The sequence below is a fragment of the Vibrio sp. 1401 genome (assembly GCF_033340295.1).
This window is the reverse complement of record NZ_JAWOWF010000035.1, coordinates 23,251-38,282: the sequence shown is the minus strand read 5'-3', so window position 1 is coordinate 38,282 and position 15,032 is coordinate 23,251. Positions and strand designations below refer to the sequence as shown.

12 protein-coding genes are annotated in these 15,032 nt (G+C 43.2%); 5 read left to right on the top strand and 7 right to left on the bottom strand.

Features of this window, described 5'->3' with window-relative positions; all coding sequences use genetic code 11:
• The first annotated feature begins 276 nt into the window (after positions 1–276).
• Complete coding sequence (locus R7Z77_RS16815) at positions 277–1,197, top strand: bifunctional precorrin-2 dehydrogenase/sirohydrochlorin ferrochelatase (protein WP_318136766.1); 921 nt, start codon at positions 277–279, stop codon at positions 1,195–1,197.
• Positions 1,198–1,299: 102 nt separating this feature from the next.
• Here the strand turns inward: R7Z77_RS16815 and R7Z77_RS16810 are convergent, their stop codons facing one another.
• A complete protein-coding gene (locus tag R7Z77_RS16810) occupies positions 1,300–1,782 on the bottom strand; it encodes a YajQ family cyclic di-GMP-binding protein (RefSeq protein WP_005377415.1) in 483 nt (160 codons plus the stop codon).
• Positions 1,783–1,803: 21 nt separating this feature from the next.
• Positions 1,804–2,862, bottom strand: coding sequence for a 3-deoxy-7-phosphoheptulonate synthase (locus tag R7Z77_RS16805; protein WP_318136765.1), 1,059 nt, complete (start codon positions 2,860–2,862; stop codon positions 1,804–1,806).
• A 372-nt stretch (positions 2,863–3,234) separates the two neighbouring features.
• Between R7Z77_RS16805 and R7Z77_RS16800 the strand changes: the two genes are divergently transcribed.
• Positions 3,235–3,732, top strand: coding sequence for a DUF4442 domain-containing protein (locus R7Z77_RS16800; RefSeq protein ID WP_005377418.1), 498 nt, complete (start codon positions 3,235–3,237; stop codon positions 3,730–3,732).
• A gap of 33 nt (positions 3,733–3,765) precedes the next feature.
• Here R7Z77_RS16800 and R7Z77_RS16795 read toward each other — a convergent pair whose 3' ends face one another.
• Positions 3,766–5,118, bottom strand: a complete 1,353-nt coding sequence (locus R7Z77_RS16795) for a hypothetical protein (protein ID WP_318136764.1) — start codon at positions 5,116–5,118, stop codon at positions 3,766–3,768.
• A 192-nt stretch (positions 5,119–5,310) separates the two neighbouring features.
• On the opposite strand from R7Z77_RS16795, the gene R7Z77_RS16790 reads away from it, so the two are divergent.
• A complete protein-coding gene (locus R7Z77_RS16790; protein WP_158173906.1) occupies positions 5,311–6,144 on the top strand; it encodes a S1 RNA-binding domain-containing protein in 834 nt (277 codons plus the stop codon).
• Between the two features lie 283 nt (positions 6,145–6,427).
• Here the strand turns inward: R7Z77_RS16790 and rsmF are convergent, their stop codons facing one another.
• The 4 genes from rsmF to R7Z77_RS16770 all read right to left on the bottom strand — a co-directional run bounded on the left by rsmF (position 6,428) and on the right by R7Z77_RS16770 (position 13,727).
• Positions 6,428–7,864: a 16S rRNA (cytosine(1407)-C(5))-methyltransferase RsmF gene (rsmF, locus tag R7Z77_RS16785; protein ID WP_151514807.1), complete on the bottom strand. Its 1,437-nt coding sequence runs from the start codon at positions 7,862–7,864 to the stop codon at positions 6,428–6,430.
• A gap of 150 nt (positions 7,865–8,014) precedes the next feature.
• Positions 8,015–10,663, bottom strand: coding sequence for a PqiB family protein (locus R7Z77_RS16780; protein WP_318136763.1), 2,649 nt, complete (start codon positions 10,661–10,663; stop codon positions 8,015–8,017).
• Positions 10,656–11,906 carry a paraquat-inducible protein A gene (locus R7Z77_RS16775; RefSeq protein ID WP_318136762.1) on the bottom strand — a complete coding sequence of 417 codons (1,251 nt, stop codon included), beginning with the start codon at positions 11,904–11,906 and terminating at the stop codon, positions 10,656–10,658. Before R7Z77_RS16775 ends, R7Z77_RS16780 begins: the two co-directional genes overlap by 8 nt.
• Positions 11,907–11,930: 24 nt before the next feature.
• Positions 11,931–13,727, bottom strand: coding sequence for an ABC transporter ATP-binding protein (locus tag R7Z77_RS16770; protein WP_017634277.1), 1,797 nt, complete (start codon positions 13,725–13,727; stop codon positions 11,931–11,933).
• Between the two features lie 92 nt (positions 13,728–13,819).
• On the opposite strand from R7Z77_RS16770, the gene R7Z77_RS16765 reads away from it, so the two are divergent.
• Positions 13,820–14,293, top strand: coding sequence for a GAF domain-containing protein (locus tag R7Z77_RS16765; RefSeq protein ID WP_005377433.1), 474 nt, complete (start codon positions 13,820–13,822; stop codon positions 14,291–14,293).
• Between the two features lie 97 nt (positions 14,294–14,390).
• Complete coding sequence (gene proQ, locus R7Z77_RS16760; RefSeq protein ID WP_005377435.1) at positions 14,391–15,017, top strand: RNA chaperone ProQ; 627 nt, start codon at positions 14,391–14,393, stop codon at positions 15,015–15,017.
• Positions 15,018–15,032: the final 15 nt, after the last annotated feature.

Below are 15,032 nucleotides of genomic sequence, written 5' to 3'. Positions count from 1 at the left end.
GAACTTACAAAGTGCCTTGAGATTTAGAATGACGAAATGTTAATTGTTTGTAAATAGTGCAATTCATGGACAATTTGGTGCATCAGAACAATCAATAGAAGAGTGAACAATACAAAAGAATAAAAAGTTGTTATTAAAACTGTCATTAGCTGAGCAAGGTGAAGTTCAGTAAAAATTCAAACAAAAATTATTTGTGATGCCGAAACAGGGTGATGAGCTTGCCCCATTTTTGGTAGCATGGTCTACAACAGCTAATTAGAGTAATCATGGATTGAAATGCGATATTTTCCTCTGTTCTTAGATTTAATTAATAAACCCGTTCTCGTCGTGGGTGGTGGTGAGGTGGCAAGCCGAAAGGTGGAAGCGTTGCTAAAGGCTGGGGCGGATGTGACTATCGTTTCTCCGACGTTGGTTGATTTTCTGTCTAAGCTTGCTTCTGAGCATCAACTGCGCTGGGTACAACGTTTCTATTCGAGTGACATTGTCACTAAAAGCTTTGTTCAAGTGTGGGCGACGACAGACAATCCTGAGCTAAATCACCAAGTGTACAAAGATGCCAAAGAGCTAGGCATCTTGGTTAATGTTGTGGATGATAAGCCTTATTGTGATTTCATCACGCCGTCTATGATTAATCGTGGCCGCATCCAAATCGCTATCTCTAGTGGTGGAGCTTCGCCAGTTTTAATTCGAAACATCCGTGAAAAACTTGAATCGATACTGCCACAAAACATGGGGTTGATGGCGGATTTTGCTAACTCAAAGCGAAACTCAATTAAAGAGGCGCTGCCTAGCGTCGATTTACGGCGCAAGTTTTGGGAGCAACTCTTCTCGAATCCCGAGGTGGAAAACGCGCGAGATAATCGAGAGTTAGAAGCAATTTACCAAGCGACCATGGCAACACCTATAGATGAAAAGGGAAGTTGTACTTGGATACATGTTGGGAAAGATGTTGAGATGTTGCCAATAAAAGCCGTACGCTATATGCAACAAGCGGAGCTGGCTCTGTACTCAACTCGATGTGAAGCGAATGTGTTAGAACTAATACGAAGAGATGCAGAAAGAGAAGCTTTCTCGAGCGCTGCTGAGCTTTCGGATATGCTGGCCAAGGCTAAAGCTGAAAAGCTTCGAATTTGCGTGTTCATACCACAAGGAACGAGCGAATTCGTATTGCTGCAAGGGCAGGACTTAGTTATCTAGCAATGCCAAATGCTAAAAATGGATACGTAGTTCGTTACACAAAAGCCAATAAAAAACGCCAGCGCATAATCCGCTGGCGTTTTTATTTACTTCTCAGATTGATTAATCACGGAAGTTGTTAAACTGGAATGGGATACCCATCTCTGCTTCACGAATCGCTGCCATTGTCGCTTGCAGGTCGTCGCGTTTCTTACCAGTAACACGTACTTTGTCGCCTTGAATAGAGGCTTGTACTTTTAACTTTGCGTCTTTGATAAGTTTCACTACTTTTTTCGCCGTTGGAGTATCAATACCTTGGCGGAAAAGCAGAGTTTGGTGCCAGTTTTTACCAGTAACGTCTGGGTCTTGTGCATCCATTGCGTTCGCGTCAATGTTACGCTTCGCTAAGTGGCCGCGTAAAATGTCGCGCATTTGCTTAAGTTGGAAGTCACCTTCCGCAGACATTTTTACGTTTTCTTCTACTAGCTCAAAGCTCGCATTTACGTTGCGGAAATCGAAACGAGTAGACAATTCACGGTTAGCATTATCAACGGCGTTACGTAGTTCAACCGTATCGATTTCAGAAACAATATCAAACGATGGCATGAAGATTCCTTGATTATTTTGTTATAGGGACTTTCGGGACTTAACAGCGCTTGCCAGCATATCTAGCATTGTAGCAGTGTCTTCCCAACCTAGGCACGGATCTGTAATAGACTGACCATACGTTAGGTTATTGATGTCAGTCATTGGCTGATTGCCTTCAAGAATAAAGCTTTCGGCCATGATACCCGCAATACGAGTGCTGCCTGACTTAATTTGGTTACAAATGTCTTGAGCTACGTCGATTTGTTTTCTGTGTTGCTTCTGACAGTTTGCATGGCTGAAATCCACAACCAAACGTTGTGGCAATCCAAACTCAGCTAAAGCATCACATGCTTGTTTGACTGATGCTTCATCAAAGTTAGGGCCTTTTTCTCCACCGCGCAGAATAATATGACCGTAAGGGTTGCCACTTGTGCGGTAAACCGTCATTCGACCGTTCTTATCTGGCGAGTAGAAGTAATGCGATGCTTTCGATGCGCGAATTGCATCAATTGCAATTTTTACGTTGCCATTTGTGCCATTTTTGAAACCAACTGGGCAAGATAGTGCCGACGCCATTTCACGGTGAATTTGTGATTCCGTTGTGCGAGCACCAATCGCGCCCCAAGTGATCAAATCCGCGATGTATTGGCCAGTGATCATATCAAGAAACTCAGTAGCAGTCGCAAGACCAAGCTTGTTGATATCCAGTAGTAGTTTACGAGCTTTATGAAGACCAGCTTCAAGTGCGTAAGAACCATCTAGGTTAGGGTCCGTAATCAAACCTTTCCAACCAACTACTGTACGAGGCTTTTCAAAGTAAGTACGCATCACGATAAATAGCTCGTCTTTGTACTTGTCTTGGATTTCACTCAGGCGAGTGGCGTAATCAATGGCAGCTTCAGTGTCGTGAACAGAACACGGACCTACAATCGCAAGAAGGCGATTGTCTTCACCCGATAAAATGTTTTCAATCTGACGACGAGATTGAGCGATACGGTCTGCAACGTCATCCGTAATAGGATGTACACTACCTAGCTCTGCTGGGGTAGGCATTAGACCCAAAGGCTGGGTTCTCAATTCATCTGTTTTTATAGGCATGTTATAGCTTTATTCTCTATTGCGAAGGGGTAAAGATAACGGAATTACAGGCAGGAATAAACCGTTTCACGGGAATCTTCGCCAGGAAATACCGAATTGTATACAAAGGTGTAGGTATTCATTTAAATGACTTATGTATAAATGACAAAACTTGATCATTAAATCAATATATATACATTTGAATTTATAACCATTTTCTCTATCTCGCTGTAAGGTAATCTAAGTAACTGCGATAAACTTCATACCTCGAGAGTGACGCCGTCACTTCCTGAGGGTTAAATAACTCGTGAGATCGAGCTTTTGTTAACATTTCTTTGACATCTATTTCTTTCGTTGATTAACTGGTCTGACTAGATTGGTAAGGAGACCAAAATGTTATCAGCTCTACGTCGTGCGAATTTGTATCTAAATCTGTTTGGCTTTTCAAAAGTGCCGCTGATTTGGCTTTGCCACCCTAAAATCATTGCGATAGATAGCAAGCATGTTGAGGTTCGTATCCCATTGCGCAGAAGAACGAAGAACCACCTAAATAGCATGTATTTCGGCGCTTTAGCCGTTGGCGCTGATGTTGCTGGTGGTTTTCTTGCTATGAGTAAAGCGCAAGAAAAGGGAGAAGCGATCTCGCTGGCATTTAAAGGGGTGAAAGCCGAGTTTTTAAAGCGCCCGGAAGCCGATGTGCACTTTGTTTGTAACGATGGTCATGTCATTGATGAGATGCTCGAGCACACCTTGGCAACGGGTGAACGAGTAAATCGTGACGTAAAAATTGTCGCGCTGTGTCCTAACTTACATGGTGACGAGCCAATGGCTGAATTCTCGCTTACTCTTTCGATAAAAAAAGCAGCCCAACAAAGAAAAGAGGCTGCCTAGTGGTTTGTGGCTCGTTTGTTTAAAGGCGTTGGCTTAATTGAGTTCAATCTTCTCGATAGAGACGATTTTGGAGCGATTTAAGACCACTTTCCAGCGGTAATAAACAGGCTCATTGGTGTGGTTGTCCTCTTTGACAATCACATTGAGCAAATGACGTTTCTCTACTGACTCTTTGGTTACTTGACCTTCATTTAAACGGTAAACTCGGTTTGAGCTTTTATCCATCAAGCGGATGATAGGGCGTAAACTGATGTTCAATGTTTCTCTCGTTTGTTCGTAACCACTCAAGAAAAGAGAGGTCGCCATTTCGGTTTTCTCGTGATAATGAAGAATCTGCTCTTCACGTTGAACGACGCGTTTTTTACGTATTCTTTGAATCTTATCCGGCAAGCTACTTAAGGTACGATAATCGAGCCACTCCAATTTTTTGCCAACCACTTTTTTCGTCGTTGGATCAACATACTTCTTACGCCATTTTGGCTTGCCTTTACGGATCCATCGCCACATAGCATCGCGTAAATCATCTTTAAAGATTTCTCGTAAAGCGTAAATAAAAGACATCGCGATAATGAATGAGGCAGAAATTTCCCCCAGATAATCGCGAGCGAGAATCACGGTAGAGGTCACGACAACCATAACTAAACCGGTTGCAATGCCTTTGATTGCACGCTTGATGTTGTTACCCATCGATATGGTTTCTTCACGAAGCACGATAGGGTGTTCAATCAATCGCCTTAGCAAGCGCATTTTGTTAGATAAGCGAGTAACGTCTTCAACGACTCTTGATGAGTTGTATTTGTTGAGTTTGCGATGGGCTTGCTCTTTCTCACATAGCGTGATCAGGCGCTTCTTGATCGTGCCATAGTCGCCTTCACGTGGTAGGTGGGCCACCAGTGACAGGAACTTTTGCTCGGTATACCAAGACAGATAGTTATCGATGTTAACGTAGTAGCGTTTTAAGTTCTCTTCGTAAGGAATAGAACGCCGCAAGCGCTTTAAGATCTCAAGCGTGAGCTCGATAACTTCGTCCACTTCATCTTCCGTTACGGAGTTGTTCTCATGCTTGTTTAAACTTGCTACCGCTTTGTCTAGCGCGATAACGTATTGGTAAGCGAACAAACTCAAACTTACTCGGTATTGCTGATTCGACAGGCGTCCACGTTTGGCAAGTCGACTGTGTACTAGCGGAAGAAGGATTTCAGTACTGTAATAAGATCGTTGCTGTGTGATTGAGGTGTAATAAAATTCGGATTCACTGATGATATCGGCGTTTAAACCAAGCTCACCAGGTATAAAAAAGTAAATATCTAGGTCGACACTTTTGCTCTTTGCGAGTGCATGACTGATTTTTAATGTTATTGAGTCTTGTTTATCGACGGTGACCAAAGAAAGCTCCTGACTTTGCTAAAGCATTCTTAACTTATGCGTTCCGTTGAGCAGGTAAGTATAAGAGTACTAAAAGAGTGACTGGGGCATATAGCTGAACGACAACAGCATAACAGAGCACTATGCTTTTCTCTCTGATTTTCTTGTTAGTTTAGGTATAATTCCACGTAAATTTAAAAAGAGACAAAATCAATGATTAAAATTGGTCAAATTAACAGCTTAGAAGTCATTAAAAAGGCTGATTTTGGCGTATTTCTGGATGGCGATGATTACGGTTCTGTTCTACTACCTAGTAAGTATGTACCAGAGGGTATTGAAATTGGTGAGCATGTAGACGTATTTCTGTACTTCGATTCAGAAAGCCAACTTGCTGCGACCATTGAAAGACCAATTGCCCAAGTGGGTGAATGGGGTTTAATGAAGATTGAGGGTGTGAATGCGACAGGTGCTTTTGTAAATTGGGGCATCAAAGAAAAGGACTTACTGATTCCTTTTAGTGAGCAACGCACTCGCTTCTCTGCCGGACAAACCATTTTAGTGTATGTTTATACCGACAAAGCGTCAGGTCGCATTGTTGGTACGACTAAGTTCAATAAATGGTTAGATAAAACTCCAGCGAATTATGAAGTTAACGAACAAGTTGATTTGATCATCGCAGAGCGTAGTCAACTTGGTTATAAAGCTATCGTTAACGGTAAGCATTGGGGCATGATTTTCCCATCGGATGTTTTTGGTAAGCTTTACATCGGTAAAAAGCTGAAAGGCTTTATTAAGCACATTCGTGAAGATGGCAAAATCGACCTTGCTCTACAAAAAGTTGGTGTGGCGAAAATGGACGATCTTTCTAGTAAGATCCTTGACCTGCTAGAGAAGAAAGGCGGATTTTTGCCTTTGAATGACAAGTCGTCTCCTGAAGCGATTTTTGATGCTTTCCGCACAAGTAAAGGGACTTATAAAAAGACCATCGGTGGCTTATACAAGCAGGGTAAAATTGTCATTGAGAAAGACGGTATTCGCCTAGCGTAGTCCAAACTCACGTATAGCGGATCTACAGCCAAAAAAACGGCCCAAACTTTTCCTTTTTTTGGGCCTAGGGGAAACGGCTCCGCAGAGCCTGCGCTAAACTTGTCCAACAATAATTTTGTTGGTGAACATAGAGAGAAATGCCACATCAAAGCATTACTTTGATACAACTAGTTTAGTACAGCGTGTCCGGATCGCTAGCGAGCCCACTTGCTTTCATACTTACGAATTAAAAAGCCATCGCAAATACGATGGCTTTTCATTTATTTATGGTTCGTTACGTCTTTTAAAATAAGTTCTTATCTCGTACTAATTCGCGAGGGAGGCCATTCTTTATTCGGTTGCTTACCCACTTGCCAAGGCCAATAACTGCGCCTTGATAGGTGACAAGCACTTCGCCTTTACCTGTTTTCATTCCCTCAGGAATGGTTTGTGGGCGAACATCACGCCCCATGTACCATTCGCGCGCTTCTTCAATACTGAGTTCAATGGCGTTGCTTTCAGAACCTGTCGCCAGGGCAGTCGCGACTTGGTGTTGCCAACGGTAGCCATTTTTATGGGCTTCCGCGATCTTTATACCCATACGGGAGAAGCGTAATTCGCCGATCATCGCTTCTAAAGCATTAGGGAACAGCCAGACATCTTTATCGCGAAGCCATACAGAACTGTCATTTGGAAGTTTAATACCTAACGCGCTTTGGAGTTGTTGAGCAATTTCTGTCGATTCTTTTTTTGAAGTTTTAGCAAAGGGGAATTTCCCCATGCGCTTTTTGACTTCTGGCGCCTCAACAGCAGCCAGTTTGCGAATTCTTGCAACAAAGAACCCTTCACAGTCGTAGACCTGCGGGAAAATATGCAAAAAGCCTTCTTCAGTTAGAGCTGCCTCTGCGTTTTCAAACAAGTTCTCAAGGCTTTCAAACTCTACAGCATCCCCAAAGGTTTCTTTCAAGTGATGACAAACTTGTTGGTTTTCTTCTGTACTGAGCGTACATGTTGAGTAAACCATCACACCACCGGGCTTTAATGCATGGAAGGCGCTTTCAATAAGATCTTTCTGCGTGTCAGCGATGTCGAGTACGGAAGCTTGCGTCCAGTTTTTCATCGCATCTTCGTCTTTGCGAACGGTGCCTTCTCCAGAGCAAGGCGCGTCGAGCAAAACCGCATCAAATTGTTCTGGTAGCCAACCGCCAAAAACGCGCCCATCGAAGTTACTTAGTGCGGCGTTACGTACCCCACAACGTTCTACATTAGCGTGCAGTACTTTTACACGACTTGCGGCGTATTCATTGGCCACAAGTACACCTTTGTTGTTCATTAAAGCTGCAATTTGAGTGGTTTTTGAGCCGGGAGCGGCTGCGGTGTCTAACACGGTATCGTAAGATTCATCATTCATAAACAGAGCAGATACCGGCATCATAGAACTGGCTTCTTGAATGTAGAATAAGCCAGACATGTGTTCTGCTGTGTTGCCTAATGGTACAACTGACTCATCCGCTTCAATCCAAAAACCTGTGTCACACCAAGGCACGGGAGAAAGCTTCCAGCCTTTTGCTTCTGCTCGTTCTAGAAACGCTTCAACACTGATCTTCAACGTATTAACTCGAATACTTTTGCGCAGTGGCTTTTGGCACGACGCGATAAAGTCTTCCATGTTGAGGTGAGCAGGAAGGATAGTTTGGATTTTTTCCAGAAACGCGTCTGGGATGTAAACATTAGGATGCAATGTGGGATCTCGTTTGCAGAATTTGTGGCAAATAATATACGAAAGCGAAGCAGAAACGAATAGTGACAAGGGCCGAGCAATAAAAAAGAGCAGCGATTGCTGCTCTTTTAAAGTGATCAAACTTCAATTGTACGTGAATTGAGCTTTATTCTACGGCTTAGGAATCGCTGTACGCCATTGAGTCCAACCTTCTTCAGCTTGTGAATACAAAAAGAAAGATTGCCCACTCTTTGCCGCTGGTGGAATAGTCGATTGCTCTGGCGTTGAAAACGCAATTCCTCCGCGAACTAAACTATCAAAGGTTCCCGCTTTGATGTTAGCGCCGGTAAGCCCGATGGAAACATCTACTCCTGAAACATTCCAGAACACACTGTTTTGACGAACGAGGTAAGCGTATTCAGGCTGTATTTTGATAGTTGTGACGATGCGATCAGCAAATTCTCCTAGGCTTACGTCGGTCACTTGGCCAACTTCCATCTGGCGGTAAAGAATAGGTGTACCGACTTGTACTGAGCCTCTTTGTTCACTTTGTAACGTAAACATGATTCCATGCACGCGTTCTGAACTATTTTCTAACTGAAAATCAAATTTGGCTTTACCTTTACCTGGTTCAACACTGATGGATTTCGACACCAACGCTCCGAGGTTTTTAACGCCACCTAAACCAATTTCTGGTTCAGTTAGCCAAAAATGTGAACCTTCAACCGCAATGTTTTCTACGTATTCAGGTAGGATCCTTGCAGTGACTTCAACCATGTTACGACGAAAATTCGGTACAACCAGAGTGATTTCACCAACTTTAACACCTTGATATTCAATCGGCATTCCTTTAGCAATCTCTTGCGAACCGTCGGTTTCTAAAGCAATGACGCGCCCAAACTTGCGAGCGGTTTTTTGATCAGAATACAGCTTCCAGTTTTCTCCGATTTTGTTTTCAACGCCTGGCACGGAGTCAAAAGCGATGCCACCTTCGATTAACGACTTCAAAGGGTGTGCTTTAACACTGACGCCAGCTAATGATGCATCTATCTCAATCCCTGAACGATTCCAAAAAACGGTTTTTGGCGTTACAAGATAAGCGAAGCGGTTTTCGATAGTAGCCTTAATTAGTACTCCGCCATCAACTAGTTGGAAATCGGAGACGTTACCAACTGGAAGATTACGATAGAGTAGAGGACTGCCTTTGGAAATCGGCGGCAATTCAGAAGCAAATAGTGTTAGCGCCCTAGAGCCACTTTGATTGTACTGCGCCAATTCAGCCAATGATTCATTTTGGAACAGTTGATACTCTTTTTGAATATCTTGCTTGCCTTCGCTCACAAAACTAATTGACCCAGTTAACAACTGCTTTGCTGGAGGAACGGTAACGCTGAGCCCCGATTCAGTTAACTCTGCTGATGCACTGCCGGTTACATAAAAACGATTGTTTGATTTGATCAGATGTTTATATTCATTGTCAATCAATACATCCATAAATACTTCGTGTTGTGATTTTTTATCTTCCTTAACTAGGCCCACTTTGATGATTGAACCAACAACGATGCCTTTATAAAGTACATTGGCACCGCTATCTAGGCCAAACGAATTGTCGGATACCAAACGAATCGCGATGGACTTTTCTTGCTGTTGGTTAAACACGTTTTTACGAATGGCAGTAAAGCGGCGAGAGCGTTCACCCGCGCCCGGCACGATCGTTAAGAAGTTTCCTCGCACTAAATTAGCAATGTTTTCAACACCAGAAAGGGACACCTTTGCTTCTTCTAAGACAAATCGAGTACCTGTCGTCAGCATGTCACTAAAAGCGGGTTGAATTGCCGCTGACGCCAATATCACTTCTCGGCCTTCGGAAAGGCTCAAGTCCGTAACTTGGCCAATTTCGATTCCGCGATACATAATTGGAGCGCCTTCTCCGCTGATCTTGCTGTCATCAGGTAGGACGATTTTAACCGCGATGCCTCGACCAGCAGTTTTCAAATCTTTATACAAACGGAACTCGGTGTTCTCTTCTACAGGCTCACCATCATCCGGAGAGTCGACGGCGATGGCGCCACCTAGTAAGGCACTCATGCTTTCTAGTCTTACATCGACACCTTCAAAACCGATGCTGGCACCAATTCCACTGACGTTCCAGAATCGACTGCGGTTGTTAATGATATGTCGGTATTGATCCTGAATGTTGGCTTGAATAGTGATAGATTTTGCATCTTCATCTAGCTGGTAACTGTACACTTCACCGATTGGGATTTTCTTATAAACAATTTGAGAGCCAACCGATACACCACCTAAATCACGGCTTTTGAGCTTAATATTCAAACCTTGAGAAACGCGTAAATCTGTTGGGGCAGAGTCTAACGCATGGAATGTTGTCTCAAACTCTTGACCATCTCCGGGTTGAATCGAGATGTAGTTACCTGAGACGAGCGCATCCAGTCCGGAAACTCCCGTTAGGCTAGCTGTTGGTTTTACTAACCAAAAGCGTGTTTTATCGTTCAGTAACTTTGCAGCTTCAGGATAGATATCAGCATCGACATAAATACTGCCGAGATCTTCGGTGAGGTTAATGTCTCTTACCATGCCGACTTCCAATCCTTGGTAACGGATAGTGGTTCGGCCGGCGACCAGACCGGCGGCATCAGAAAAATAGATTTGCACTCGTTGTCCTGCATCGTGTATCGACTTCACCACAAGCCAGCCAGCTAAGACCATGGTCAAAATTGGCAACAGCCAAAGAGGAGATATGCCTTTACTCCGCTTTACATCTGGTACGTATGACGTTTGAGAACTGTTCTGATCACTCATTCATTGACTCTTTTTCTGATTGTTTTGGGCTTGTTTGGTCCCAGATTAGCCTTGGATCAATACTTTCTGCTGCAAGCATGGTCAATACAACGACAACACCAAATGCTACCGCGCCATATCCTGGTGTGAAATCCAGTATCTGACCACGATCGACTAACGTCATCATGATAGAAATAACAAACAAATCCATCACAGACCATTTACCGATCCATTTAACAACAAAGTAAACCATCATTCGTTGTCTATTAAACACCGAACGTTTGAATTGGATGCAAAGCATGATGTAGGCGAGCCCAAGTATTTTAATCACCGGGACAACGATACTGGCAACAAAAATGATCGCAGCGATTCCATACATGCCGCTTTTTACCAAACCAGCTACGCCTGAAAAAATAGTGTCCTCCAAACGCTTACCATTGGTAAGCAAGATGGAAATAGGGATCAGGTTAGCAGGGAAGATGGCGACCGTTGCTGCGATGAGGTAAGCCCATGTTTTCTGAATGGAGTTTGGCTTGCGATGATATAACTCGTGATGACAACGCTGGCAATGGTCACCTTCAGGTTGGGACAAGTGGCATTCATGGCAATGCACATCTTTATGCTCAAAAGCATATAAACTTTCTGGTTTCCAAGCTTCCCAATAACGACGCACGCTGATTCTTGAAACTAACAAAACGGTAAATATCTGCAAAAGAACCAGACCAATTAACCCTGGACCGACGAAAATGTCGGAATAATCTTGGAGTTTAAAACAGGAAATGGCGATGCTAACTAAGAACACATCTAACATAACCCAATGCTTCAAATGTTGAATTAGCCACAGTGAGATACGAAGCCCACGGAACCATCGTTGATGTAAAGAAATATGCGCCGTTACCACTGAAACACAAACCGTCAGTGGCGCAAGAGAGCTACAAAATAGAATGAGCAATGAAAGAAGAACAAATCCTTCTTCCATCAATGTGATCATCCCTGAAGGCAGGGTTGCCGGAATCATCACACCAAAGAGTCGGATGCTAATAAAGTTAAAAAAGTGCGATGGAATAAATAGTAGGATGCAGGTTATCGCGACGGCTAGATTACCAGAGAGACTAGGGCTACCTCCGCGATATAATTGTGTACCACAACGAGGGCAGTGTGCATTTTTGCCATGGGGTAAGTCGACGATGTCGACAGGCAATTCACAACCTTGGCACAGACGTACGTTATTGGGTTGCATGGCGTGCTTAGACAGAGAGATCATAACGACCTCTCTAGCTTGAACGATTTAAGCGTGGGACTGTATGCCCCCATATAAGGTTTGATATAAGCCTTCTTGCTCAACTAACTCACCATGAGTACCTGTTTGCGTCACTTTCCCATCTTCAAGCACGTAGATCAAATCGGCTTGTTTAACAGCGGATAGTCGGTGCGCAACGATTAATGTTGTTCTACCACGTAAGAACTCGGTCAGTGCTTTGTGTAAAGCCGCTTCAGTAGCGGTATCTAGCGCAGACGTGGCTTCGTCTAAAATAACAAATTGAGGATTACTCAGCACCATTCTAGCAATGGCAAGCCGTTGTCGTTGACCTCCTGACAAACGAATGCCATTACGACCAACTTGAGTATCCAAGCCGTGGTTCAGTTGAGAAATAACATCTTGCAGCTGAGCCACTTCAAGCGCACGCCAAAGTGACATTTCGTCAAAATTCCCACCAAGCGTTAGATTATGCCTCAAGGTATCGTTAAATAGTATAGGTTGCTGTAATACCACGGCAATTTTGTCGCGAATTACTTCAAAACCAATATCTTCTGTTAATTCATCATTAAAGCGAATGCTACCGGAGTTTTGACGGTAAACCCCAATAAGTAATTGTATCAAGGTTGACTTACCACCGCCGCTTGCACCAACCAACGCCACTTTCTTTCCTGCCGGCATATGTAAAGAAAGATTATCTAGGACTTTGTTTTCATTATTGTAAGAGAAATTAATGTTTTCTACTTTAACATCAACTTCTCTACCTTCTTTGAAAGGATTTACCTTAGGAACCGGTCTCTGCTCTTCTTCTAACTCTAATAAGTCGTTGATGCGTTTTAATGCCGCTTTAGCGCTATACCAAGAAAACTGAATCCCAAGCAACTCTTGAACAGGAGACAGCATGAACCATAGGTAACCAAAAACGGCAAATATTTGGCCAATAGTAAGGTCACTGAACATGACCATTAACATTGCGACAGCTCTGAATAATTCAAAGCCGATCAAAAAGAGAAGGAAAGATACGCGACCAGCCGCTTCAGATTGCCAAGCATACTTGTCTGCATCAACGCGAACTTGGTTCGCACTGTCTTTGAGTTGTTGGAGGAATTCTCGCTCTTTATTGGCCGCGCGTAGTTGGTAGATTCCATCTAATGTTTCAACTAAGCGGTTTTGGAAAATTTCAAAAGAATGATTTTCCTTCCGTTTCAGATGTTTAACCATACTGCCTAGTTTACGTGAGAAGTAAATGACAATAGGGTTAACTAACAGGATAAACAGACCAAGTCGCCAATCGAGCCAAAGTAGAACGATAGCAGTACCAATAACAGTCAGAAAACTGATAACGAATTTTGCTAACGTAGAACCAATAAATTTATCAATGGTCTCAATGTCAGTGATAAGGTGTGCGTTGATTCCTCCGCTACCTTTGGTTTCGTATTGTCGGATGCTGATACGGCCGAGTTTGTCGATCATTTTACTGCGCATCTCAAACGTGATGGTTTTTGAAACAAGCGTAAATTGTCGGCTTTGAAGGATATTTAATCCTTGGCTCGCAGCTCGCATAAGAACAACCAAGAACAGGGTGAAGAAAATATAGCCTGTCGGAGTGTGCCACGCTTCAGGGAGAATGGCATTCATGGCATCTAAGCCTTTTGCAGGTTGGTCCAATAAGACCTCATCAACCATCAAAGGCATGAGGAGGGGAATTGGAACACTAATCAAGGTTGCAAGCACCGCTATCAAGTTCGCTATGATCAGCTTGGACTTGTGCTTTTTTACTTGTGTTATCAACCAAGAACGGCTAATAGTGTCATTTTTCAGAAGCATTGTAATTGAGAATAAGTCCTATTATAAAGTAGGGCTGCATTTTAGCGCCATACATTGAGAATGGAAGCTTTTATAGTAAGTAGGAAGTTAATATGAACTTAGAACAATACCAAAGACTAACCAAACAAGCTGTTGCTCTAATTGAGTCTGAACCAGACTTTATTGCGAACCTAGCAAACTTGAGCTCATTGCTTTTCATGGAACTTGACGATCTTAACTGGGCAGGCTTTTACCTAACAAAAGGTGAAGAGCTTGTTCTTGGTCCGTTCCAAGGAAAACCAGCTTGTGTTCGTATCCCAATGGGTCGAGGCGTCTGCGGTACTGCTGCACAAACTAATACTATACAAAGAGTATACGACGTTCACGAATTTGAGGGGCATATTGCGTGCGATGCAGCGAGCAATTCAGAAATTGTGATTCCATTTTCTATTAATGGAAAGGTGGTTGGTGTACTTGATATTGATAGTCCAAGTATTGGCCGATTTAATGAAACAGACGAAGAAGGTCTCACTCATTTCATGGTTGAAGTAGAAAAGCTGCTTAATTCACACGCGAACGACGCATAAATTAGCCTTCGAGTGTGGTTTTTCCTTGGCATGTCACTATAATACGAGAATATTTTTTCTTAATGCTCGCGGAAATCCGCTCAAATCAGGACCCCTCATGACTGAAAAGTTAAAAAACAGCAAAGAAGTTATTGCATATATTGCTGAATGTTTCCCTAAGTGCTTTACTTTAGAAGGTGAAGCAAAACCTCTGAAAATTGGTATTTTTCAAGATCTTGCGGAACGTCTAAATGAAGACGAAAAAGTAAGCAAAACACAGCTTCGTGCAGCGTTAAGACAGTACACTTCATCATGGCGTTACCTACACGGTGTAAAACCAGGTGCAGTACGTGTAGACCTAGATGGCAACCCTTGTGGTGAGCTAGAAGAAGAGCACGTTGAACACGCGAAAGCGACACTTGCAGAAAGCAAGGCGAAAGTTCAGGCTCGTCGTAAAGAACAAGCACAAAAAGCTCGTGAAGAGGGTAAGGCGAAAGCGAAACCTGCGGCTAAAAAGCCTCAACAGCCTCGTCGTACTAATAAACCAAAAGTACAAAAACCAACTAAGCCTGTAGAAACGCGCGCTCTAAATGCTGATGAAATCACAGTAGGTAACGCAGTTAACGTGAACATGGGCAAAGGAAACATGGCAGCGACCATTGTTGAAATCAATAAGGATGATGTACGTGTTCAACTTGCTAACGGCCTACAAATGGTTGTGAAAGCGGAGCACTTGCGCGCATAAAGGAGATACTCCTAC